Below are 23,530 nucleotides of genomic sequence, written 5' to 3'. Positions count from 1 at the left end.
GCCTGGCTACCGGGCCAGAACGCGCCGGTAGGTTTCAAGCAGCACCTGTTGCTCGTTTTCCCAATTGAAATGATCAATGAAGCTCGTGCCGGCTTCAGCGCAGCCCTGCCTGCGTTCCTCATCCGCAAGAAGTTTGCAAACCGCATCAACCGCCTGACCCGCCTTGGCGGGGTCCACCCAGCATCCCGCCTCATCACCAATAAACGAACGCCACACCGGAAAATCACTGGCTACAAAGGGAAGCCCCTTCGCCATGTACTCGAACAACTTGCTGGGCATCGCATCCGCGTGATCGGCCACATCCGGGAGGATCGCCATCCCGACATCCGCATTGGCCATGTAGGCGAACGCCTCCTCATGCCCCTTAAGGCCCAGGTAATCCACCGCATCCCAGGCCGGATGCGTCCGCAGATCCTCCACCACACCGTCATCGTCAGGCCCGATCAACCACAAGCGGGCATCCAGGCCTTTGGCGCGAACGCCGGCCAGCACGTCCAGCATCCGGTCGATACCCCGCGCACGAGAGAGACTACCGACGTAGAGCAACCGGTAGAAACTGCGCTCCTCCGAAAAACGTCGGGAAAGCTCGGCTACGGTTTCCCCCCGGGCCCCTGCCAGCGCGGGTGCATTGCGCAGCAAGGTGGCCCTGCCACCGAAGGCATCCACCTGGCGACCCTGCGTCACCAATGTGGCATCGACGATGCGACTCACCAGAAACTCCGTCCGCGATACCCCCCAGCATGCAGGGCGCCGCAATGGGCGCGGGATCCAGCGACGAATCATCAACCTTCGGCTGAAGTCCTCGTGCGTGTCGTAGATCACCCTCTTACCGAAGGCCTTCAACACTATCGCGACCGGAATCATGGCGGGATTGTGGAGATGATAAACATCCCCCTCTTCTGCGATGATTTGCTGTAGAACCTTTCCGAGCCTCAGGAATCGACCTGCTCGACCGCGGCTCTTCGGCCCGGGCACGAATCGGACGCCGTCGCGCTCGAAGCCATGCTCCATCTTCATGATGGCCACCACCTCGGCCCCTGTCTGCACCAGGGACACCGCTTCTCTCACGATGCGGTTCCCCCATGGGCGGTGTTCCGGTGCGACCAGGATCACGCGGGGGCGTTGAGGCACTGACCTCCCGGGATTGGTTTCCGCCGGCGCAGGCACGAACCTCAGCCCGCATGTCGGCGACGAAATGCCCGCCAGACCAGTCGAATCAACCGATCCGGCATACGCACCGTCGCCCAGCCCGGGCGAGAGAGCCCCTGAACGACCACATCCCCGACCTGCCATCGCAGAGCATTTCCTGCGCCCCCCATACGGCCATTGACGCTACTGCCGGCCAGCTGAACCCGGTATTCCTCGATCTCGCCTTCCAGTTGATGAATCTGCTGCCGCAGTCGGTTATTTTCCTCCACAAGCTCTACCAACCGCGCATGCGGATCTCGCTCGTTGTCCTTTTCGGAATCCGCCATATCCTGTCCCGTCTCCACTACACCATGACATCCGCACTGTCTTCGAGGATGTCGGCATTGGCCTCGAATTCTTTGCGTTCAATCCGCCAGGTATGGGCTCGGGGATCCCCCGTGCGTTCTGCCAGCGAATTGAAGGGGTCCAGCACAAGGACTGTGGCATGCTCCGGACAATTCCCGTTGAACACGGTATCCGCTGCTCCCGGCACATCATCCGGGAATACCGGTGCACCCATCGCCAGCCGGCGGTAGCCCTGAGAATTGCCCCCTAGCCACATCTTGCCTTCCCGAAGGGTTTGTCCCGTGGTCACGCTCCAGGGATGGAAACGTTGCCGCCTTCGATAAGCGCACGTCTCCCCCTCAAATCGCATGGGCACTGGCACCTTGCCAAACACATCCGCGTCCACACACTGCAAGGCAAGCATCACGTCTGATATATAATGCTCGCCATAGTGATCATCATCGTCCATCCGCATAACGTAATCGGCCTGTGAGGCTGCGTGCCCCCGATTCATGCAAGCGCCCGCAAAGCGATCCGCCGGCACGGCATCCACGGTCACGTCCGGTCGCCTGGAAAGCTCCCGCCAACGGCCGTCTTCCGCGGGCACTTCTCCATTCACCACGATGCGCAATTCCTTGCGCGGGTAGCGCTGCTGATCGAAATTCTCCAGCACGCGCTCCACGTTTTCCGGCCGCCGGGTCGGCGTCACCACGGAGACAGAGGGCTCGGGACTCCAATCATGCTCGACATTCAGCGCAGCGCAGATGTCCCCCAGCCGATGCGCCATGGTGTGTTCCTGCATCACACGCCGCCAGGTGATATGCGCCAACCGCGCCCTGGGCCACGAGTGCTCCCGCAGCCATTCGATATCCGCGAGAAACGCTTCTCGATCGGCATGCGTGCGAACCAGATCGCCGCGAATATCGCCCCCTTCGAGCTCTCCGAGGTGCACCAGCACGTTACCCGTCGCTGCAGCCTTCATCGCAGCCCACTGCCGGGCCACCCGTTCGGATTCGGGGCCGGTCAGAGAGAGGACGACTTCCGCACTTCGCAAGGCCACCGGATGCAGGCCCGGCGTCAGGCAGCCCTCAACGTTTGGTGCCAACCCTGATAACGCAGATAACCGCGAGGACAGCATGCGGTAGCGCGACTCAAAAACCGACAGGCCTGTCCTGTCCGCAACCGCCTCCAACACCCCATTCTCCACCAGACCGCGGTCGATATCTGCCCAGCCGTCGAAGTAGACCGCTGGACCGCGATCGCGCCGGAAGGGATCGTCATGAAACGGGTGGAAGCGCGCTGGCTGGACGCAGGGAGGCAGATACGCCCCCCGAACCCCGAGAGCATCAAACGACTCAACTGCCGCGTGGTCGGCACAGAACACCGCATCGCATCGACGCGCCGTTTCAGCATAATCAGCTGCGTAAGCAACTCCCTCGGTCAACCAGAAACAGGAAGGGCAACCACGCTCCGATGCGCGTTCCAGTAAATCGTGAAGCATGTGCTGGGCCGGGGTTCCGTCAAGCTGGAACTGGTACCAGCCTTTCGACAAGGGGTTCCAGGCGGACTCCACCAGGATCAGATCGAGCGATACCGTCTCGATCACCTCGGCGTAATTGTCCGGCTCCAACAAAAAGAGCTGTCCCTCCGGGGCCACATTGAGGTAAAACTCGTTTGAACCCACAAGTCCAATGCGAAGACTGGAACGCCCGGCCAACGCCGGCCGAGATGGGTCCACACCCGGCCGCCAATAATGTATACGCTCAAGGACCCGGTCTGCCTCCGCCATACCTGTCAGCTCCCCGTTACCAAACCGCAACCAGACCCATCATCAGCGGGCACCCCGGTCATGTCCGTCCAGGACAGAAGCGAGTACACTCGCGCGAAATGCCTTACCGGCGACCTTCAACACCCCATATTGCAAGACACTCAGCGAATACAGATTTCGATAAATCTTCCTCATACGTTCTCTCTGATCGGAGCCTTGCTCAACAGCCTCGGCCGTCCATCAACTCCTTGCACAAGGCAATGAACTCATAATCTTCTGCGTACCAATCCTTCAATGCCGCGGCACCCGGTTCGCTCACGCTTCGGTCCGCGTGCGCAGGATTGCGGTGGGCAGCAACGTCGTCATCCGGTAGCTGCAGCTCTTCGCGGATACCCACGGCATGGAGAAATCTGGCGAAGTCCATCTCCAGTTCCTCCTGAAAACCGACAAACAAGACATCGCGCTGCCGCCGTCGGAACTCATCCAGGCTGCCATACCATTTTCGATATGGTTGAAAGTGGCCAATCGCATCCATCGCCCTCAAGGCCAGATCGTGCTGAGACGAATCCTTGTCGGCGAGCGCCATAGCCAGATCATTTGCAGTGGCGAATTGTCCGAACACCTCTCGCTCGACCGCGTTCCATTCCGAGTAATAACGGGGCTGACCCTTTCGTTGCCGACTGTAGAAGGCGCTCACAAAACGGGACACAGGGTCACGCAGAAAGAAACAGACCTTCTCGCCTTCCGGAATGTCGCTCAGGCTGGTCCGATGGCGATGGAGAATAATCCGTTGTTTCTCCACCGCAGAGTGATCCGCCAGCGCGAACTTGACTGAACTCCCACCCGTCTTGCCGATATGCAATAGATGGACGGGACACGCGGCAGGATACGGCCAGCGGCGTCCGAGACACGATCGCAATAGACCCTTCCAGCCCGCCAATGCCCTAGCCTCCACTCCTTGTGCGCCGCCTCTGCTTGCCTTCGCGGAGGAGACGGATCAAACGTACGGGGGCCGCAAATGTATTCTTGCCCGGACGGCGGACTGCTGCTTCAAGCACTTCGCCGATGCGATAACGCACCGACTCTCGCACTTTCTGCTCTGCAGCCGTGATCTCCGTTTTACGGCGGCCCGTGTCGTCACGACCTTGCTTGCGCGCCTCGCGCGCCAGACGCCACAACGCTCGCGGCATTCGCAGGGTGTTGCGCCCGGGGCGAGAAAAGCCATTGACGACAACATCCCCCACCCGGTACCGAACGGATTTCGTCCAATCCGGCCCCGATGTTCTGGCGGCTGAGGTACTGGGTGGTGCTGACTGCTTCCCGGCGGTTTGGCGCGGCGCCGCGGTTGCCACGGGCTCCGAAGCGTAGAGCCTCGCGCGCAACTCCGCCACCTCGTCCTGGACCTCTTTCAACTCCCTGAGCACCTTGTGATACGCCAGTACCTGATCTTGCTCGTTCCCGCTCAACGGAGCTCCCGCCCCTTGTACAGCCGCTTCCTTGCCGCCGGAACTCGCTTGCGGCGGAGTCGAGCCGCCCGTTGTGGCGCTCCACCAACTGAAGCTCTCGATCAAGCCGTGGCACTCACGCACGTCATCCACCAGGCTGGCTCGCTCGAAATCCACCCCGCTACAAGACCGAAGCGTGGCGTAAAGGCGCTTCACGAGTGGGTGACGAACCTCATACTCCTGCCAGCTCGAGCGATCCAGGCGCTGGTCGATCGCCTTTTCAACCGCCTGGCGTCCCTGTTCCTCGGAAACGTCCGGCAGGCCGACGTAACTCGCCAGGCCCTGTGCCAGTTCCACCGGCCGCTCGAACCAGTCCTCGTAATGCACTACGAAGCAGTCTGCCGCCGTGTGGTAGAGCGCCTGTGTGGTGCGGTACAGCCACTGGAGTTCGGTCAGCCGTTCGTCGCGATTGATACCGCGGCGCAGCGACGTGGCCACCGCAGCCGGGTCGCGCAACGCCAGCACGAACCGCGGCGTCACCCCCGCACTGTTGAACACCTGCAGCCACAGCGGCAGCAGCTCCGAGATCCGCGGATCCTTGATGGCCCAGTTGCCGGAATCGGAACCGGTCTGCTTGCGGACAAGATCCGTCAGCGCCCATTTGGCCTTCCGAGTCACCTGCTGATCCAGCCAGCCCTCGGGCATCGGGCGCCCCGGTCGAACCCCGAGATCGGACATCAGACCCTTGTGGATCTCCACCACCTGCGCATCCTCGAAAAACCCGTGCGGGTTCTCCAGACGCCCCGGGATCAGATCGTCCGACAACGCCGAGCCAAGATTGCCGAGGATCTCCATCAACAGCGAGGAACCGCTGCGGCCCGGTGTCAGAACCACCGTGACGGTCGCGGCCTTTTCAGGGCTGCTTGCTCCCGAGACAACATCCTTTGCGTCATCCGCCTTCATCGCGCCACCACCTGTGCCATCTGATCGTCTGCCTGCTCCAACACCAGTGATTCGATCAATTCCGCACGTTCGGGATCGAGTTCATACGCGAGGTGATCGTCGTCCGGCAGCGGATCACGAAAGAACGGTTCGCCATCCCCATAGTGCTGCGCCAGGTAGCTGTAGAACTCCGCGTACTGGTCCAGCAATTTCTCGCGGCTCGCCCGGTCCAGCAGGTACTTCACGTCCTCGAACCCGTACTCCTTGACGAGTCGGGCGCTGATCTGCAACAGACGGTTGTTCGGGGTCACCTTGCCGTACCGTTCGTTCATGGAGACGAGAACCTCCATCAGGTCCCGGTGCAGCCCTTCGTTTCCATGCTCGATCCGGAATTCGTCCACGTGATCGCTCAGGCCCATGGTGTGCAGCATGTCCTCTACGACGCAGCCATTATGGAGCTGCGAACGCTCGAAGGGCCGTACGATCAGATTCTCGGACCCGAAGGCCTCTTCCAGCATCCGGAAGAACGCAAACGCCCGCTCTGCCGTCACCCGTTGGCGGAGCCCTTCAAGGGTTACCGGCCGACCGGCCTTGATGTCCTGCTTGTACAGCGACTCCAGATAGAGGTCGATTCGCCGCAGGTGCAGCACCACCTTGAACTCGTGCTCCGAAAACGTCTCGCGGATCGAACGCAGAAACCGGACAACCTCGGAACGTACGGGCTCCAGATCACGCTTGGACAATCTGCCCCAAAGCGTCTCTGTAACCAGCAGCATATTCGTGTCGCGATACGCGCCACTTTCATGGTCCGCTAAGAAACCTTCCACCACCGCCCGACGTCTGCCATTGCGGTCATGGAATCCATTCGCCACGTCGACGCCATTCCTGTTACGAACCCATTCAAAGAGGTGAAGAGCGTTCCTCGGGAGCGCAAAGCAATCGAATCGTCCAAAGACGTCCTGATTTCCCGAGGCAAGGTTGGTAATCGATACCGTCCTTGCGTTGTCGGCGCCGATGCGCAGATAAACCGTCTTCATCGCGCCCCCCTCCCTTCGTCAAGAAACCACTGCACGGTCCGGTTCAGACCGTCGCGCAGCTCCATTTCCGGGGTCCAGTCGAGCAGGTTGCGTGCCTTGGTGATGTCCGAGAAGTTGCGTTTCACGTCCCCCAGGCGCGGGCCTTCGTGAGTGATCTCCATGGCAACGCCCCGTTCGGCCAGGCACTCGCGCAGGGATTCGGCCATCTCCCCCACCGTGCGCTCCATGCCCGTGGCGATCTGAAAGGTCTCGCCACCGACCGGGCGCAGAAGCGCCAGCTCGACCGCGCGAATGAGGTCGTCGATGTACAGGAAATCCCGCGTTTGTTCGCCGTCGCCATAGATCCGGCAGGGCTCGCCGGACAGCGCCTGGCGGATGAACTTCGCGACCACGCTCATCTTTTTGCCGGAACCCGGCCCGTACACGTTGCCGAAGCGTAGGCAGACCGTATCGATCCCGAACGTCCGGTTATAGGCGGAGCAGTAGCCCTCGCCGGCCAGTTTCGACGCGCCATACGGGCTCACCGGGTGGGGCGGCAGTTCCTCGTGGATGGGCGGCTCCACCTCGCCCGCCGGGGCGCCGGAAGACGCAAAGACCACACGCGGCACACCCTCCAGGCGAGCGGCCTCCAGCACGTTGAACGTCCCGCCGACGTTCACCTCCATGTCCAGCCGCGGGTCCTCCACCGACGGGCCCACGCCGGTGTTGGCCGCCAGATGCACGATCCCATCACAGCCCTGAGCGCACCGCGCCACCATTGAGGCATCCCGTACGTCACCTTCCACCAGCACAACAGCACCCGAATCCGGTGCATCAGGAACATCGGTCATCCGCTGCACCGGTGCCACTGACCCCAGGTCTTCGGGAGTCCCGGTCAGAAGACTGTCCAGAACCACGAGCCGAACGCCGGGATAATGCAGTCTGAGGCGCCGGATCAGCGCGGTACCAATAAAACCGCATCCGCCCGTGATCAATATCTTTCGCTCGTCAATCGGCAACGTTATCTCTCCAGAATCTTGTTTCGCATCCGTCGTGCATGCAGGGCGCGCTCGGGGTCCACTTCGTACTGCTCTCGAAACAGCCGCTCCGGGTCATCGCGGTAGCCGGCCGCCTCGGTGAGCAACCGCTCCCACTGATCATAGGTGTTACAGGGATCGAACTCGGCTGCATCCTGTCCGGCCTGCCGCCCAAGAGCGGCGCGCCACTCAGGCTCCACCATCAACCGACCCAGCTCTGCAGACAGCCCGGCCACCCGATCATCGGCCCGGGCCAGCAAGCCGTTGGCTTCGTGCCGAATCAGCTCGTTCGTGCCGGGGCAATCCTCAAAGCCCACACTCGGCAGCCCCGCGGCCATGGCCTCCAGCACGACGGTCGGGCAGCCTTCACTGAGCGAGGCAATCAGGTGGATATGAGCACCGCAATATTCGGCAGCAATATCGTCCGTGGCCCCCGCGATCTCGAAACGCCCCCAAAGCGCGTGCTCATCAAGGATTTCCGCTACCTGTTTCGCATGCGGAGCCTCCCACGACGGCTCCTTCCCCACCACCCGCAGAACCCAGTCGGGGTGCAGCGGTGCGAGCCGGGCAAAGGCGGCGACCGCATCCACCAGGTTCTTGTTGCCCTTGAATCCATTCACCAGCAGGATGCGCCAGCGCCCATCCAAACTTTGATCCGGGCACGCCCGGGCATCCACTTTCGGGCAACTGTTGGGCATCGCCCGGATCTGGGATTGCTGGAAAGCGGCGAATGAGTCGGTATACCCTGGCATGACCAAGCGCAGGCGAGCGGCGGCGGAGGTCACGATTTCACGCTCCCAGCTCGCGCGGAATCTGGACACTTTAGCTAACCGCCAGTTGTTGAACCGTGCACGATCCGGGTTTGTGCATTCTTGCACCACAAGAGGAATACCGATCGCATCAGCCAAAGCCGCATAGCGCGTGACATTCTCCCGTGTGTAGAAGCCAACGATTACATCGAGATCAGCATCGGCCGCTTTCGCCTGAAGGTCGTCCAAGTCGGCGAATGGCAATAGAACAACCTCACTGGATACCGAATACGCTGGCTCGCCACGGTCCTTATACGCTAGATAAGCGAGGTGACCGCGAGTAGCCATCTCGTCCGCCAACTCCGATATCACGCGCTCAGCACCCCCTTTACCCACGGCTAGGCTTTCGCAAATAAACATTAGGCGCATCGGGTTGCCTGATCAGATGCCGTGCACCGCCCGAAGATTTCTGTTAATAGCGCACTCCACGGATGGAAATTTGTAGAGTTTTTTTTAATCCACGGCGCCGTCATTGTTGAATCTCCCAAGAACGAATTAACTCTACATCGATCGCTTAAGGTGGAATTTTCACTTCTCGCCTTCACTCGGGCCTGACCTGCCGATCTTGGGTTTGAGTGGGCTTTATTGCCGGCCTTCCCAGTTCACCAAAATTCGTTCGCAAAAACAGGGCTTGGGCCATTCAAACCTGAAGGTCCTCAACGCCGGGGTAGCAATCTGCAGCCCGTTTCAGGTCTTGCGGGTTTATCCGCCAAGTGTGTCCTCCGGAATCGGACTGCCGGACGGCCACATCATTGAACGGATCAAGAACAAGAACGATCGCATTCGATGCGGCCTCCCGGTTAAAGAATGTATCGGCCGCTCCAAGGGCCGCATCCCGGTAGCCACTGGCTTCCGGGTGCGTGCGCCGATAGGCGATCGAGTTGCCGCACAGCCAGAATTGACCGGCGTGAAGCACCTCGGGCGATACGATCTGGAACGGCTGCCGAGAGCCGGGGCGTACGTACACCTCCGGCGCTTCTTCGAATTTCAGGGGGGCCGGCCCCTTTCCCCACACAGTGGCATCGGCACAGCGTAGCCAAAGCATCATGTCCAGCAGGTAGTTTTCGCCATAGATGTCGTCGTCATCCATGCGGAAACAGCAAGCGCCGCTGGCGAGCTGTGCCCCCAGATTTAAGGCAGCGCCAGCAAAGCGATCTCCGGGCACATGTGCCACTCGGATATCGGGGGCCTCGCACTCCTCGGGCAATTCTTCGGGCTGCACGCCGTTGTATACCAGGATCAGCTCTCGGTTCGGGTAGCTTTGCGTGCGGTAGGTCTCGATGGCCTGCGGCACCATGTCCGGGCGGCAGGTAGGGGTGATGACGCTGGCCTTCGGATACTCGTCCCAGTCGTGCGCGATTCCGAGGGTTTGGCAGATCTGGCGGATGCGGTGGGAGAAGGTGTGGTTCTGGAGCGTCGCGCGCCAGGCGCGATGGGCGATTCGCTGTCGGTAGAGGTCGTCCTCTTCCATGCGAATGAGCTCGACCAGGGCGTCCAGGTCCTCGCCGAAGCACTGGACCAGACCGTGGCGGATGTCACCCTCCGGGAAGGTGCCGAAATGGATGGCCGGGCAGTAGCTGGCCGTGGCCTGCAGGGCCTCCCAGCGCTGGGTGGTGGGGGTGGAAAGCGTCTTCTCGAAACTGATGGTGGCTTTGGCGTACTTCAGCGCGAGGATGCGGCTTTCGCGCGTGGCGCAGCCAAGGATGCAGCCCTGGTGCTTTTCTTCTGCCTTTAGCCGATTGTTGGTCAGAAGGTAGCGCGATTCGAGAATGCTGAGCCGGTGCTCCTCCCGCACTTCTTCCAGTACTGCGTAGTGATCGGGGTTGCGATCCAGGTCGCCCCAGCCGTCAAACAGTACGCCGAGGTCCATGGCGTCGTATTCCTCGTGCTTGCGGAACGGGTTGTACAGGGCGGGTTGCACGCAGGGTGGCAGATCCTCGGCCTGGATGCCTTCGGCGCGCAGGCATTGGGTCTCTTCCGGATCCGCGCAGAACACATGGTCGAAGTGTGTGGCGAATTCGCGGTAGTGCTCGTGGTAGACGTGATCCTCGGTGAACCAGTACACGGTAGGGATGCCTCGGCTTCGCGCGTGGGCGACCAGTTCGCGCAGCGCATCGGCCTCCGCCCCGGGCGCGGGCTGCGCGAGGTACCAGTGGCCGGTGGCGGTCTCCCAGGTGGACTCGACGATCAGCAGGTCCGGCGCGCCGTAATCCAGCGTGTGGCGAGCGTTGTCCGGTGTCAGCAGGAACACTTCGCCTTCGAAGCGCAGGCCCTCGTACAGTCGATCACTGACGATGGCGGCGATGCGCAGGCTGGAGTTCGGTTCCTTGACGGGTTCCCAGGGCGGGATGCCGGGGTTCCAGTACGGCACCTGTTCCATGGCCGCATCCGAGAGCGGCCGGGTGGCAAGGATGGGGGCGTCCTGCTCGGCCGTATCCGTCATTACCAGCGTACTCCCCGGAAGATCACGTCGTTGCGGATGTTCTCCTGGTAGCGGGCAGCAATGCGGAACATGCCCTCCATCACCTCGTCGGTCAGGTAGTGGGGTTTGACGCCCAGGTCCAGCAGGCCCTGGTAGGTGGGGTTGTAGTAGTGTTCTTCGGCTTCCTTGCGCGGGTTTTCCAGGTTCTGCAGCTCCACCGGGTAGCCCAGGGCCTGCCCCACGCGCTGGGTCTGCTCGGCCAGCTCGCGCACGCTGAAGGTTTCCATGATCTGGTTGAAGATGCGCAGTTCGCCGGGGCCAGCGGGGTGTTCCACGGCCTTGGCCACGCACTGCAGGGTGTCGCGGATGTTGAGGTAGCCGCGGGTCTGTCCGCCGGCGCCGTAGATGGTGAGCGGGTAGCCGGCAATGGCCTGGACGATAAAGCGGTTGATGACGGTGCCGAAGATCTCGTCGTAATTGAAGATGGGGTAGAGATCTTCCTGGCCTTCGTTTTCGTCGGTCTCGATGCCGTAGACCGGGCCCTGCATCAGGTCGGTCACGCGCAGGTCCCACATGCGGGCGCCGAACCACATGAGGTCCGTGTCCATGATCTTGGTGGTGTGGTAGAGCGAGGAGGCCTGGCGCGGGTAGAGGAAGGTGTCCTTGCGGCCCTTGTACTCGACCTCAAGCCAGCCCTCCTCGATGTCGATGTTGGGCGTGCCGTACTCGCCCATGGTGCCGAGCTTGACCACCGGGGTGTTCGGCGCGAGATCCCGCAGCGCAAACATCAGGTTGTTGGTGACCAGCAGGTTGTTGCTGACGGTCAGATTGGCCCGCTTGTAGTTCATCAGCGAGTACGGGGCGGATGGCTGCTCCGCGTAGTGGACGACGACGTCCGGCTCGCCGGTGAAGCCCGAGTCGATGGCCCAGTCGTACTGCACCCGGCCTTCGAACAGCCCGCGCATGGCTTCCGGGTCGGCCAGATCCGCCAGGACCACCTTGATCTCCTTGCCGGTGCGCTGGTGCCAGCGTTTGGCGCGCTCGGGCAGCGTGGGCACCGGATAGAGCATGCCGACGTCCAGATCGGTGCAGGCGTGCCGGCGCAGGTAGTTATCCACCACCGTGACCTCGTGGCCGCGTGCGGAGAAGTGCATGGCGGTGGGCCAGCCGAGGTAGCCGTCGCCACCCAGAATCAGGATATGCATCGTTGCACCCTTTTACGGAAAGTTGCGTTCGGCTGGCTCGTCGGCGCAGTCGGCCGGTTCGAGCAGACCGTTCTCCTCCAGGAAGCGGGCTACCTCATCGCGCGAGAGCGCCGGCTCCAAGGATGAATTGTACGGGTTGGTGACCTCGCGCGAGACCAGATTTTCGTAGTCGTACTCGATGTCGCGATAAAGCGATGGGAACGCGGGGCGCACCACGAAGTAGCGGTCCAGCTCCCAGGTACGACCGGTCTCTTCCTGGCTCATCAGCTCTTCGTACATCTTTTCGCCCGGCTTGGCGCCGATCTCCTGTATCTCGATATTCGCCGGATCATGCCCGTACTTGGGAGCCAGACGCTCGATCATCACGTTCGCAAGGTCCTCGATGCGCACCACCGGCATCTTGGTGATCAGCACTTCTCCCCCGCAACCCAGATGGGCCGAATCGAGCACCAGGCGAACCGCTTGCTCGCAGCTCATCACAAAACGGGTCATTTCGCGGTCGGTGAGCGTGACGGGGCCGCCCTGTGCGATCTGCCGCCTGAAGATGGGGAGTACCGAGCCACGGGAACCGAGTACGTTGCCGAACCGCGTGGAGACGAATACCGGCCCGTCTCCGTGAAGCGTGGTGTTGGCGGCCGAGATCAGCCGCTCCCCCATCAGCTTGGACGTGCCCATCACGTTGGTCGGGTTCACGGCCTTGTCCGAGCTGGTGAAGACCACCCGCTCCACCCCGTTCTCGCAGGCGGCCCCCACCAGGTTCTGGATGGCCAGGATGTTGCTCTGCACGGCCTCGAAGGGCGAACGCTCGCACAGGCCCACGTGCTTGAGTGCAGCGGCGTGAAATACCACATCCACGCCGCGCAGCCGACGCATCAGCTTGTCCCGGTCGCGCACATCGCCCAGGAAGAATTTGCCCCGGCCATCGGCACCGAACTCCTGGTCGAGGAAGAACAGCTCGCTCTCGTTATTGTCGATGCCGATACACTCGGCGACCTCGAACTCTTCCAGCGCCTGGCGGACCAGCTCGCGGCCCACCGTGCCACACGCACCGGTCACCAGTATTCGTTTGTTTTTCAGGTGATTCACTGATCGGTTCCTTGAACGGGTCGGGATCATGGCCCGGGTACATGCACCCCCCCTGACCCGGCGTGATGGCCGGGACCTCGAAGGCGGAGACTGACCGGTGCCGCGAACGTGGTGCGGAGCATATCAGGCACGTCCCGTACATCAAACGGCTTCCACCTCTGGTTCACCGCCTGCCTGCAGTTCCTGGAGACATTGCTCCACAAGCGGCAAATGACCCAGTGCCTGGGAGTATCGTTCCTTCTGCCAGTCGGACTCGAGTTGAAAGGTCAGCGCCGCCAGCCATAGCTGGTTCAGGCTCACCGCGTGGTGTGCAGCACGGAATCGTGAAGCCCGTTGATATGCCGTGCCAAGATCCCGAAAACCTACCTTATTTATGGGCCATCCGGAACCGGCCGGCTCCAGGGACCACCGCCCCCAGTGCAACAACACGGGACCCGATGAATGCGCGGGCACGACCGTGAACGGACCCACGTCGGGCGATGCGAGAGCGACCGGCGTGGCTGCCAGCCAGCCCAGCCACTGCTCAAAGCAGTGTTCGAGCCTGTTCAGCCGGGCTCGCTCATCGTCTGACGCAGCCGCCCGAAGGTCCGTCAACATCGATGGAGACAGGCGCTGCCATAAATACGAACGGGAACGTTCATATTGTTTTAAGAATGACGGGCTCAGCTCCGTTTCGAGCATCCGGTACCGGAAATTCCAGATCATCTTCTTTGAGGCAGGCACCCGCTCCGTCGCCGCCACCGGACACCGAAAGAGATGGACATGCCAGCCATCAATCGTCGTGGATCCCAGCCAGCCGGGGGAAGCCAGGGTCCCGGGGGGCGAAGCCAGCAGCGTGGCTTCGTGACGCGCCTGACCGGAACGGTTCCTGTCGAACAGCTTGACCAGATAAGTCTCGCCCGAGTCGGTGCCACACCAGAGCGCGTAGACACCTCGCACATTGAGTTCCAGCCATTGGATACTCAGCCCTTGGTCCGCCGACTCCGAAACCAGCTCCGACAGGACCTGTCCCACCCAGCGCTCGCGCTGCTCCGGCTGGAGGATTGTACGCACCGGGTGCGATTCCCCACCGGACCGGGGAATGTAGGCCGCCTTGTGAAAGAACAGCGCGTCCAGCTTGGGACGCTGGCGATACAATTGCTGAATGGCAGGGACAGCGCCGGATAACCGGTTGAATGCCTGGCGCGACAGAAGCAACGCTATGATGGCCGGGATAAGCCCGGGCGGTTCGCGGAAGAGGAAATCGATTACCAGGTAGATGAAGGCCAGCATGAAGCCCAGTGCAGCCAGCACGGCCGTCCACGATGAAAGTGCGTTATCGAGGTGCTGACGAAACGACTCGCTGACGATCAGGGCGGCGAGAAGCACACCCGAAGTGAGAACCAGGTAGGCAATAATGATCCCGGCCACGGCCGGATACAGCCACACCAGCAGGACCACCGCCAGAAACACGAAGATACCGCCCGCAAGCGCCGAGGCATAACGTTTGTAGGAGCGACGCGCCATCTCGTCCTGCCCCTCGAACAGGACCATCTTGCGCCCGCGGGCGAGAAGCCGGGCCGCACCACGCTCCGCCCCCCACTCCACCAGCCTTTCGGACCCCAGATAGAGAAGGTAGAACAGGATTGTGGCCACCGAAAGACTGATGATCAGCTGGTCCCGATCCACTTGTTCGAACGCCGGCGGGAAATACCGCGGGATGCCGTCCGATCCCAGCAAGATGATGACCTTCAATGGGAGAAAGAAGGCCAAAAGCATGGAGAGCTGGGAAACCAGCGTGAAGAACACCACCCCGCTGGTCGCCGCCGGGGCCGCCCAGAAGAACTTGGCGCCCAGGCGGCTGCTCCATTTCAGACTGTCCAGGATGGATCGGATCAAGGGGTTGAACCCTTGGCTATCGTGGCTTCGACCCCCGTAGGAGCCGAGCCCTCTCGGCGATGGGGCACCGGATGGGCCCGATCGGCCAGGGGCTGGCCTCCTGCGTTTGCGGTGGCCGAGCCCCCTCGGCGACGGGGCACCGGCCAGGTCCGATCGCGGAGCGTACCGCCGTATGGGGTAATCAATTCCATTGCATCATCCATTGTCGTCTCGCCCCCCCGCAGGAGGCCAGCCCTCTGGCCGATTTTGGTACGCAGAAACCCCATACAACGTTGGTTAGCGGAGCAGAAACTCCTGCGGCGTCAGCGCGGGCACAGGCGAACCGGCGAAATCCTTGAGGTTGCGCGTAATGATGGACGCGCAACCCGCGCGCTCGGCAGTGGCTGCCACCACGGCATCTTCGAAATCCGCCCAACCGAGCGACCGGGCTCGTTCGAGTTCTGTGCGTCCCACCGCGGATACGTGCAAATGCTGGAGCAGCCAGCTCAATGCCCGATCCGCAGACGTGCGATCCGCATACCGTGCGACCAGGTAGTGCACCGTGGTCGCCGCATGTGCGCTGAGGGCACCTGCTTCTTCGCCCTGTAGCACTTGCTCCAGGACTGCCGCCGAAACACGATAGTGCGGCTCGCGCTTTTGCAGAACGTCCAGCAGGACGTCCAAATCGAGCATGATCACGATGAATGCTTGTCGCGCAGGTGGTCGTGATAGGCCTTCTCGGCATCCACATCGGCGGGGATCAGGCCGGTAATGGCTTCCAGCTCGGCGCTTGGCGTATGCCGCTCGAGCGCTCGGAGGTGGCGCAGATGGCGGTCAATCACCTCGGTCATGCTCATCCCGTGTGCCCTGGCATAGGCCTTCGCGAACTCTACATCCTGTTTGGGCAGGCGCACGGTCACCTTGGTGGTTTCCTGTTCCATACGATCACCTCCCGGCATGTATGGCAAATTTGAAGGAATTGTACGGCACGGGCTCATTCACATCCAGGACGAACTCGACCGCTTGCTCTTTCGCCAAAGATCCCGGCTTGTCGCTTCGCCGCGACCGGGATGACAAAGACGTGGTTTGGCGCCACAGCCCCCCCGTAGGAGGCCAGCCCTCTGGCCGATCGGGCTTTGTTCGGCTTCCTGTCGCGCAGAGGGCTGCGCTCCTACAGGATGTCCGGCCCCATCGTAGGAGGCCAGCCCCTGGCCGATCGGGCCTTGTTCGGCTTCCTGTCGCGCAGAGGGCTGCGCTCCTACAGGATGTCCGGGCCCATCGTAGGAGGCCAGCCCCTGGCCGATGGGGCCTGTCCGGAACCCCAATCGCCCAGGGGGCTGGGCTCCTACAGGTGAGGTTCGCGCCTCTGGCGGGTCACGGGGATCAAGCGGCCCTGGATCGCAGGAGTGGCCATGCGCCCTGTTTGGATGCTTCGAGGATCACGACTTCGACGATCGTTCCGTCTTCTGCGTAGCTCACATGGGTATTCCAGTCCTGCGAGCATTCGCGCGTGATCGGCTTGTCCGAGAGGTGGAGCACGAGAACGTCGTCCGCTTCGTCATACGTGGTGCGCATCGTCATTCTCTCCAGTCAAAGTGGTGCATAACGGTTTTGACCACCAACTGCTCCTCAAGGATCACGGCTGCACAGATAAGATTATCGGACCGCCCCTCGAAGTGTTTCGCCACCCAAAGCCGTATCTCGTCCTTGTAACGCAAGTCGCCGCGCTCAAGCAATTCCAGGAGGTCGGCTTCGGAGATACCGCGCTGCTTCATTCGTTCTTGCGCGTGGCGCGTTACGGTCACCCGCCGTTCAAATCTCTGGGAATGCATTCCATTGCCTTCGGTCAAGGCCCGATCGGCCAGGGGGCTGGCCTCCTACGGCAACCCGGCACCCCGTAGGAGGCCGGCCCTCCGGCCGATTGGGGTCTGGACAGGCCCGATCGGCCAGGGGGCTGGCCTCCTGCGGCAACCCGGCACCCCGTAGGAGGCCGGCCCTCCGGCCGATTGGGGTTCCGGACGGGCCCGATCGGCCAGAGGGCTGGCCTCCTACGGAGCGTTAATCGTTGTTGAACAGGTCGCGGGTGTAGATCTTGTGGGTCTGGTCGCGGATGTCGTCGGTGATGCGGTTGGCGACGATCACGTCGGCCTCGCGCTTGAACTGTTCGAGGTCGCGGATGACCCGGGAGCGGTAGAACTCGTCGTCCGGAAGCTCCGGCTCGTAGACGATCACCTCGATACCCTTGGCCTTGATGCGCTTCATCACGCCCTGGATGGCGGAGGCGCGGAAGTTGTCGGAGCCGCTCTTCATCACCAGGCGGTAGATGCCGACCACCTTCGGGTTACGGGCGATCACGGCATCGGCCACGAAGTCCTTGCGCGTGCGGTTGGCGTCGACGATGGCCTTGACGATGTTATTGGGGATCTCGTCGTAGTTGGCCAGCAGCTGCTTGGTGTCCTTGGGCAGGCAGTAGCCGCCGTAGCCGAAGGAAGGGTTGTTGTAGTGGCTGCCGATGCGCGGGTCCAGGCACACGCCCTCGATGATCTGCCGGGTGTCCAGGCCGTGGGTCTCGGCGTAGCTGTCCAGTTCGTTGAAGTAGGCGACGCGCATGGCGAGATAGGTGTTGGCGAACAGCTTGATCGCCTCGGCCTCGGTGGAGTTGGTGAACAGGATCGGGGTGTCGTCGTCCACGGCGCCTTCGGCCAGCAGGTTGGCGAAGGTTTCGGCGCGATCGGACTGTTCACCGACGATGATCCGCGAGGGGTGCAGGTTGTCGTACAGCGCCCGGCCCTCGCGCAGGAACTCGGGCGAGAACACGACGTTGTCGGTCTCCATCTGCGCCTTGATCTCGCGCGTGTAGCCGACTGGAACGGTGGATTTAATGACCATCGTCGCGTGCGGGTTGATGGCCAGCACGTCGCGGATGACGGATTCGACCGAGCGGGTATTGAAGTAGTTGGTCTGCGGGTCGTAGTCGGTGGGCGTGGCGATGATGATGAACTCCGCGCCCTGGTAAGCCTGCTGCGGGTCCAGGGTCGCGGTCAGGTTCAGGGAGCCGTTGCCCAGGAACTCCTCGATCTCGGCATCGATGATCGGCGATTCGCCCCGGTTGATCTTTTCGACCTTCTCCGGCACCACGTCCAGCGCCACCACCTCGTGGTGCTGCGCCAGCAGCACGGCATTCGACAGGCCCACATAACCGGTTCCGGCCACTGCAATCTTCATTCCGTCATCCTTCCTGGTCTGTTTTAATTTCCCGCCCCCGTAGGAGGCCGGCCCCCTGGCCGATCGGGCCCGGGACACCCCCATCGCGCAGAGGGCTGCGCTCCTACAACACCGTAGGAGGCCGGCCCTCCGGCCGATCGGGCCCGGGGCACGCCCCATCGCGCAGGGGGCTGCGCTCCTACAACACCGTAGGAGGCCGGCCCTCCGGCCGATCGGGCCCGGGACACGCCCCATCGCGCAGGGGGCTGCGCTCCTACAACACCGTAGGAGGCCGGCCCTCCGGCCGATCGGGCCCGGGACACGCCCCATCGCGCAGGGGGCTGCGCTCCTACAACACGGCCCCATCGGCCAGGGGGCTGGCCTCCTACCGGCTCTGCCTCAGCTCTTCCTCCAGCGCCGCGATCTCCGCCTGAATGGCGGCATGCTCCTCGCGCTTGCGCTGGAGGAACGCACGGGCCAGCCGGGCCTTTTCCGCCACGCCATGCGGGGTAAGCTTGTACAGGTAGCGGGTCTTGTTCTCACTGCGGGCAAAGTTACCCGCCTTGACCCAGCCCTTGTCGATGAGCGCCCTCAGAGAATAATGCGCACTGCCCACCGACACCCCCAGCCGTTCCGCCAGTTCGCGCTGGCTCAGCTCGGGATGGTCCTGAAGGATCTTCAGAATTCGGTACTGGATCTCGTCTCGCTGCAATTCACCGCCTTCGAGGGGCTTTCGGCACGTCGGTGCCGGGATACGCGGGGGATCCGGACGGCGGCGCACGGCCGGCGCCGTTCACCCCCTGAACGAATGGAGCATATTGGACCATACCCCCCGTGGACCGGCAAGGACACATCGCCCATCGTGGGAGCACGCCCGCACGCGAACAGCCTCCCCACCCGCCTGTAGGAGCCTGCTTGCAGGCGAACAGCCGGAGCCCGGGCGAACGCACGTCCGGTTCGCGGCCGAGGCCGCTCCTACGGTGCCCCACCGCCCGTCTGTAGGAGCCTGCTTGCAGGCGAACCGGCGCGAACCGCCCCTACCGCAGGATCAGCGCGTCACCGCTGGGCTCCACCTCCACCCGATCGAGGAAGGTCCGCCCCAGGCGCGCCCGGTGGATGTGATCGTCCGGCACGATCACCGCGCTCACGCCACTGCGGCGGATGCCACCCACCCGCACTTCATCCAGCGTGACGCGGCGGGCGTTCACGCGGCCGCGCTCGGTACGCAGGTGCACGGTATTGCCGGCGTCGGCGTCCACCCCGACGCGTTCGGCGTCGCGCTCGCGCAGCATCACCGATTCGGCCTCGCGGTCCACCTCCATGGTGATGGCCCGGCCGTTCACGCCCACGGTCAGGCTGTGCACCCCGCGCGAATCGGTGTACACGGTGACCCCGGGGCCGACGGCTTTCCCTGCGGCACCACCCGCTCCACCCGTCACGCCACCACGCGAAGCCCCCGCCCCGCGGTCCAGCCAGCGGGTCTCCCCCGCGAACTCCACCTGCACACGCCCGCCGCCCGCCTGCAGCACCCGAACCCCGCCGGGACCGCTCTCGCCCTCGGCCACCACGGCCCGCTCGCCGTCCACGGAGATCACCGCTTGCCCATCGAATACCGCGTGGACGGTGATCTCACCCGCAGACAGTGGGGCGACCTGGAGAAACCCCAAACACAGGAGCCACCCGAGGCGACCACCCCAACCCGACGCGAGCTTACTCATGTAATGAGCCCCCCATACCCGGTTACGCGCCCACGCGTGTGCGCAAGGCCAGGGCAAAACGAGGACACGATCATGGTCGATTGGCACTGCCCCGGGAGTTCATTTGGATCACTCTTCGACACATCCTCTCGGGAGGTGCCGCTCGGCCATGTCGTCGGCTGCGGCGCAGTACCAGCCGGCCACGTTGCCGTCATCCGCATAATCCGCATTCTTCGGCCGGAACGTCATGCTCGTGTCCCCGAGCGCCGAGTTGTCCCCATCCCAGCGAATTATGATCGTCAGGCCATCATCCTCGTCGTTTTCCAGCTCCACTTCACGGATATACTTCGCTGGCTCGAAATCATAGCCATCCGTATTCATGCCCTCCAGGCTCCTTCCCTGAGCCACCCTTTCCGCCACGTCCTGGCGCAACCCGGCGGTAATCGTCACACCCTCGGCGGCCTGCGCCCGCGCGGTGTATTCCATATAGGCCGGAACCGCGATCGCGGCCAGGATGCCGATGATCGCCACAACGATCATCAATTCGATCAACGTGAAGCCCTGCGTCGTCCTGCCTGTCATGGTGACTCTCTCCTCGAAGCCCGATAAATGCCTTATGGATTGCCCGGAGCAGCCGACCCTGCAGAGGCCTCTGCACCAGCGCTCAAGCTACAAAAAGCATTTCATGTGCCAAAAATGAGGAGTCAGACACATTTTCTGAAACAAAAAAGGCCGCCCCGAAGGGCGGCCTTTCTCACCGTGCCGAAGAAGACTCCGGCTGACGCTTCACTGCCCTAGATCAGTCGTCGCGGCAACCACCCGGGAGGTGATTTTCGGCCATGTCACCATCTTCGGCGCAGATCCAGTTCGGCGCAGATCCAGCCCGCAATGTTGTTATTCTCGGCGTCCGCATCGTCATCCCAGTCACGGGGATACAGCAGCATATCACCCGACAGGCCCGAATTCTCCGAATCCCAAGTGATAGTAATCGTCGGCCCATCAGCGCCGTCATGAGCATACTCGATAGAGTCGATATATTCACCGCGTTCGAGTTCGGTCACATCAGGCGAAAAATCGACGGTACGACCGGTGGCCACACGCTCAGCGATATCGGTGCGGAGGCCGGAGGTTACGGAAAGTCCTTCTGCCGCCTGGGCACGAGCGGTGTAGTCCTGATAGGCCGGCAGCGCGATGGCGGCCAGGATGCCGATGATCGCGACGACGATCATCAGTTCGATCAGGGTGAAGCCCTTTTGGGCGGAGCGATGCATTTTCTGCATGGTATGTCTCCTTGACATGGATTAGCGGGACCAGAGTCCAGCCACCTTTGGGTAGCCACCCGGAGTCATGCATCACCCATGCCAAAATAATGAAAATGCCTATCTTTCTGTTTATGCGGGATTTCACTTGCGAAGCCCGCTCCAACAGGGGTGACGAATTTCGTCACTCCCAGCAGGGTGACAAATCTCGTCACCCGAGGTGACAAAGCGTGTCACCTACAAGGGGCCTACCCGGTCCTCTGCCCCTCCAGCCGTTCGATATCGTCTTCTCCCAGATAATCCCCCGTCTGCACCTCGATCACCTCCAGCGGCCCCGGACCCGGGTTCGCCAGGCGGTGGATCCCGTGGACGGGGATGTAGGTGGACTGATCCTCGTGCAGGTCGAACACCTGCTCGCCGCGCGTGACGCGGGCGGTGCCGGCGACCACGATCCAGTGTTCGGCGCGGTGGCGGTGGCGCTGCAGGGAGAGCCGCGCGCCGGGGCGTACGTGCAGGTGTTTGACCTGGTAGCGCTCGCCGGTCTCCATGCTGCGGTAGTGGCCCCAGGGGCGGTGCACGGTGGGGTACTGGTGCACCTCGGGGCGGGACTGTTCGCGCAGGCGTTCGACCAGGGCGCGCAGTTCGGGGAGCCTGTCGCGGGGTGCGGCGAACACGGCATCCGGGGTGGCGATCACGGCAGTCTCCTGCAGGCCGAGGGCGGCGACGAGGGTGTCGTGGCCTTCCACCAGGCTGCGGGTGCAGTCTTCCAGTACGGTGTCGCCGCGGGTGTGGTTGCCCTGTGCGTCCGGGGCCTGCAGGGCGGCCAGCGCCTCCCAGGAGCCGATGTCGGTCCAGCCGGCGTCCAGTGGGGTGACGGCGGCGGCCTCGGTGGCTTCCATCACGGCGTAGTCGATGGAGCGCGCGGGGGCCTGGCGGAAGGCCTCGGGGTCGGGGCGGAGGAAGTCGAGGTCGTGCCGGGCGCCGGCGATGGCGGCGCGCGCGGCGCGCGGGATGTCGGGGGCGTGGCGTTCGAGTTCGGCCAGTACGCGCGAGGCGCGGAACAGGAAGATGCCGGCGTTCCACAGGTAGCCGCCCTCTTCCAGGTAGCGCCGGGCGGTGGCGGCGTCGGGCTTTTCGGTAAAGCGGGCCACGCGGGCGCCACCGTCGCCCAGTGACTCGCCGCGGCGGATGTAGCCGTAGCCGGTCTCGGGGCGCTCGGGGGAAACGCCGAAGGTGACGAGGTAGCCTTCTTCGGCCAGCGGGGTCGCGCGGGCCACGGCCGCGTGGAAGTCGCGGGTGCAGGCGATGTAGTGGTCGGCGGGCAGGATCAGCAGCAGCGGGTCGCGGCCCGCGGCTTCTTCACAGGCGGCGGCCAGGGCGATGGCGGGGGCGGTATTGCGGCCCTCGGGTTCCAGCATCAGTGGCGGCAGGTCGGTGTGGCCGGCGCTGCGGAGCTGTTCGGCGGCGAGGAAGCGGTGTTCGGCGCCGACGAGGACGCGGGCGGGGGCGAAGCGTGGGGCGGGGTCCGGGGCGGGCTCCGCAGCAGACTCCGGGGGGATCGGCCAGGGGGCTGGCCTCCTACAACCAAACCCTGCCCGGTAGGAGGCCGGCCCTCCGGCCGATCGGGCGCCGGAGCTGGTCGGCCGGAGGGCCGGCCTCCCGCGGGGCGTGGTCGAGCCGGGGGAGGCACTGGTTACGCGGGCGAGTGTCTGCTGCAGGAGCGTCGGGCCATCGGCATGCGGCAGGGCCAGGAACTGCTTGGGATGCGCCTCGCGCGAGAGCGGCCACAGGCGCGTCCCGGAACCGCCGGCGAGGATCACGGGCTGGATCACGGTATCGTCCATGTCGGCATCATACCCCAGTGCGGGCCTCCGACCGCCGTATCGGGGCCGGATCGGGGCCGAATCGGGGCCGAATCGGCGCCAAATCGGCCGGAGGGCTGGCCTCCTACTACACCCGACCGGTAGGAGGCCGGCCCTCCGGCCGATCCGCCTCGGAGGGTCGTCGGGCCCCGATCGGCCAGGGGGCTGGCCTCCTTGTGTGTCGTCGCAGAGGGAGCGCTACCATCTGTGGCACCGGGCTCGGGGTAACCCGTTGGCCTCCTGAGGTCTTGAACCTGCTCCGTAGATCGGTCCCCGCGCCCTTCTCATCTCGAAGTTTGAACGGTATCCAAGCCCCCCGTGAAGGACGGGTGAGGCTGTACGGACAAGGCGAGAGGACGAGATGGCTCATATCGGCATTGATGTCAGCAAGAACAAGCTCGACTGCATGTGGGTTCGGGATCTGGAGGCGGGCAAGGTCAAGCCCAAG

22 protein-coding genes are annotated in these 23,530 nt (G+C 63.2%); all 22 read right to left on the bottom strand.

Annotated features, from left to right (window positions below):
* Positions 1–6: 6 nt before the first annotated feature.
* Positions 7–1,056 carry a glycosyltransferase gene (locus D577_RS0112105; protein ID WP_018947733.1) on the bottom strand — a complete coding sequence of 350 codons (1,050 nt, stop codon included), beginning with the start codon at positions 1,054–1,056 and terminating at the stop codon, positions 7–9.
* A gap of 116 nt (positions 1,057–1,172) precedes the next feature.
* Complete coding sequence (locus tag D577_RS14275) at positions 1,173–1,475, bottom strand: hypothetical protein (protein ID WP_155985572.1); 303 nt, start codon at positions 1,473–1,475, stop codon at positions 1,173–1,175.
* Between the two features lie 17 nt (positions 1,476–1,492).
* The gene (locus D577_RS0112100) at positions 1,493–3,157 is read right to left on the bottom strand and encodes a glycosyltransferase (RefSeq protein WP_167539487.1); all 1,665 of its coding nucleotides are present in this window, start codon (positions 3,155–3,157) and stop codon (positions 1,493–1,495) included.
* A 304-nt stretch (positions 3,158–3,461) separates the two neighbouring features.
* Complete coding sequence (locus D577_RS14105; protein WP_167539486.1) at positions 3,462–4,181, bottom strand: sulfotransferase family 2 domain-containing protein; 720 nt, start codon at positions 4,179–4,181, stop codon at positions 3,462–3,464.
* A gap of 4 nt (positions 4,182–4,185) precedes the next feature.
* The gene (locus D577_RS0112090; protein ID WP_018947730.1) at positions 4,186–5,649 is read right to left on the bottom strand and encodes a sulfotransferase family protein; all 1,464 of its coding nucleotides are present in this window, start codon (positions 5,647–5,649) and stop codon (positions 4,186–4,188) included.
* A complete protein-coding gene (locus tag D577_RS0112085; protein ID WP_155985571.1) occupies positions 5,646–6,665 on the bottom strand; it encodes a hypothetical protein in 1,020 nt (339 codons plus the stop codon). Before D577_RS0112085 ends, D577_RS0112090 begins: the two co-directional genes overlap by 4 nt.
* Positions 6,662–7,639: an NAD-dependent epimerase/dehydratase family protein gene (locus D577_RS0112080; RefSeq protein WP_244263458.1), complete on the bottom strand. Its 978-nt coding sequence runs from the start codon at positions 7,637–7,639 to the stop codon at positions 6,662–6,664. The genes D577_RS0112085 and D577_RS0112080 overlap by 4 nt, the downstream gene beginning before the upstream one ends.
* Before the next feature lie 26 nt (positions 7,640–7,665).
* Positions 7,666–8,679 (bottom strand): glycosyltransferase, encoded by a 1,014-nt coding sequence (locus D577_RS14100; protein ID WP_208854545.1) that lies wholly within the window; start codon positions 8,677–8,679, stop codon positions 7,666–7,668.
* A 451-nt stretch (positions 8,680–9,130) separates the two neighbouring features.
* On the bottom strand, positions 9,131–10,933 hold the full coding sequence (locus tag D577_RS0112070) for a glycosyltransferase (RefSeq protein WP_018947726.1): 1,803 nt from the start codon (positions 10,931–10,933) through the stop codon (positions 9,131–9,133).
* Positions 10,933–12,117 (bottom strand): NAD-dependent epimerase/dehydratase family protein, encoded by a 1,185-nt coding sequence (locus D577_RS0112065; RefSeq protein ID WP_018947725.1) that lies wholly within the window; start codon positions 12,115–12,117, stop codon positions 10,933–10,935. The genes D577_RS0112070 and D577_RS0112065 overlap by 1 nt, the downstream gene beginning before the upstream one ends.
* Before the next feature lie 12 nt (positions 12,118–12,129).
* Positions 12,130–13,203 carry a polysaccharide biosynthesis protein gene (locus tag D577_RS0112060; RefSeq protein WP_018947724.1) on the bottom strand — a complete coding sequence of 358 codons (1,074 nt, stop codon included), beginning with the start codon at positions 13,201–13,203 and terminating at the stop codon, positions 12,130–12,132.
* Between the two features lie 141 nt (positions 13,204–13,344).
* Positions 13,345–15,081, bottom strand: a complete 1,737-nt coding sequence (locus D577_RS0112055) for a hypothetical protein (RefSeq protein ID WP_018947723.1) — start codon at positions 15,079–15,081, stop codon at positions 13,345–13,347.
* A gap of 276 nt (positions 15,082–15,357) precedes the next feature.
* A complete protein-coding gene (locus D577_RS0112050; RefSeq protein ID WP_018947722.1) occupies positions 15,358–15,759 on the bottom strand; it encodes a PIN domain-containing protein in 402 nt (133 codons plus the stop codon).
* The gene (locus D577_RS0112045) at positions 15,756–16,001 is read right to left on the bottom strand and encodes a DUF6364 family protein (RefSeq protein WP_018947721.1); all 246 of its coding nucleotides are present in this window, start codon (positions 15,999–16,001) and stop codon (positions 15,756–15,758) included. The genes D577_RS0112050 and D577_RS0112045 overlap by 4 nt, the downstream gene beginning before the upstream one ends.
* 442 nt (positions 16,002–16,443) lie before the next feature.
* Positions 16,444–16,635 carry a DUF2283 domain-containing protein gene (locus D577_RS0112040; RefSeq protein WP_018865174.1) on the bottom strand — a complete coding sequence of 64 codons (192 nt, stop codon included), beginning with the start codon at positions 16,633–16,635 and terminating at the stop codon, positions 16,444–16,446.
* Between the two features lie 2 nt (positions 16,636–16,637).
* Positions 16,638–16,892, bottom strand: coding sequence for a DUF4258 domain-containing protein (locus tag D577_RS0112035; RefSeq protein ID WP_081618834.1), 255 nt, complete (start codon positions 16,890–16,892; stop codon positions 16,638–16,640).
* Between the two features lie 226 nt (positions 16,893–17,118).
* Positions 17,119–18,285 (bottom strand): nucleotide sugar dehydrogenase, encoded by a 1,167-nt coding sequence (locus D577_RS0112030; protein WP_018947718.1) that lies wholly within the window; start codon positions 18,283–18,285, stop codon positions 17,119–17,121.
* Between the two features lie 364 nt (positions 18,286–18,649).
* Positions 18,650–18,976, bottom strand: a complete 327-nt coding sequence (locus D577_RS0112025; RefSeq protein WP_018947717.1) for a MarR family EPS-associated transcriptional regulator — start codon at positions 18,974–18,976, stop codon at positions 18,650–18,652.
* A gap of 325 nt (positions 18,977–19,301) precedes the next feature.
* The gene (locus D577_RS0112020) at positions 19,302–19,859 is read right to left on the bottom strand and encodes a TIGR02281 family clan AA aspartic protease (protein WP_018947716.1); all 558 of its coding nucleotides are present in this window, start codon (positions 19,857–19,859) and stop codon (positions 19,302–19,304) included.
* Positions 19,860–20,090: 231 nt separating this feature from the next.
* Positions 20,091–20,543, bottom strand: a complete 453-nt coding sequence (locus D577_RS0112015) for a pilin (RefSeq protein WP_018947715.1) — start codon at positions 20,541–20,543, stop codon at positions 20,091–20,093.
* A gap of 260 nt (positions 20,544–20,803) precedes the next feature.
* Positions 20,804–21,232, bottom strand: coding sequence for a prepilin-type N-terminal cleavage/methylation domain-containing protein (locus D577_RS0112010; protein ID WP_244263464.1), 429 nt, complete (start codon positions 21,230–21,232; stop codon positions 20,804–20,806).
* Positions 21,233–21,468: 236 nt separating this feature from the next.
* Complete coding sequence (locus D577_RS0112005) at positions 21,469–23,064, bottom strand: mannose-1-phosphate guanylyltransferase/mannose-6-phosphate isomerase (protein WP_018947713.1); 1,596 nt, start codon at positions 23,062–23,064, stop codon at positions 21,469–21,471.
* Positions 23,065–23,530 lie beyond the last annotated feature (466 nt).

The sequence above is a fragment of the Thioalkalivibrio sp. AKL17 genome (assembly GCF_000377885.1).
Lineage (GTDB): Bacteria > Pseudomonadota > Gammaproteobacteria > Ectothiorhodospirales > Ectothiorhodospiraceae > Thioalkalivibrio > Thioalkalivibrio halophilus.
Note: the sequence above shows the minus strand (reverse complement) of the source record. Positions and strands in the feature narration are given on the sequence as shown.

Bases quoted from the DNA above. Each gene is read 5' to 3' on its own strand.
- D577_RS0112005 (WP_018947713.1), bottom strand. From the start codon at position 23,064: ATGGACGATACCGTGATCCAGCCCGTGATCCTCGCCGGCGGTTCCGGG.
- D577_RS0112090 (WP_018947730.1), bottom strand. From the start codon at position 5,649: ATGAAGGCGGATGACGCAAAGGATGTTGTCTCGGGAGCAAGCAGCCCT.
- D577_RS14275 (WP_155985572.1), bottom strand. From the start codon at position 1,475: ATGGCGGATTCCGAAAAGGACAACGAGCGAGATCCGCATGCGCGGTTG.
- D577_RS0112065 (WP_018947725.1), bottom strand. From the start codon at position 12,117: ATGCATATCCTGATTCTGGGTGGCGACGGCTACCTCGGCTGGCCCACC.
- D577_RS0112030 (WP_018947718.1), bottom strand. From the start codon at position 18,285: ATGAAGATTGCAGTGGCCGGAACCGGTTATGTGGGCCTGTCGAATGCC.
- D577_RS0112045 (WP_018947721.1), bottom strand. From the start codon at position 16,001: ATGGAACAGGAAACCACCAAGGTGACCGTGCGCCTGCCCAAACAGGAT.
- D577_RS0112035 (WP_081618834.1), bottom strand. From the start codon at position 16,892: ATGCATTCCCAGAGATTTGAACGGCGGGTGACCGTAACGCGCCACGCG.
- D577_RS0112015 (WP_018947715.1), bottom strand. From the start codon at position 20,543: ATGACAGGCAGGACGACGCAGGGCTTCACGTTGATCGAATTGATGATC.
- D577_RS0112040 (WP_018865174.1), bottom strand. From the start codon at position 16,635: ATGCGCACCACGTATGACGAAGCGGACGACGTTCTCGTGCTCCACCTC.
- D577_RS0112085 (WP_155985571.1), bottom strand. From the start codon at position 6,665: ATGAAGACGGTTTATCTGCGCATCGGCGCCGACAACGCAAGGACGGTA.
- D577_RS0112010 (WP_244263464.1), bottom strand. From the start codon at position 21,232: ATGCATCGCTCCGCCCAAAAGGGCTTCACCCTGATCGAACTGATGATC.
- D577_RS0112070 (WP_018947726.1), bottom strand. From the start codon at position 10,933: ATGACGGATACGGCCGAGCAGGACGCCCCCATCCTTGCCACCCGGCCG.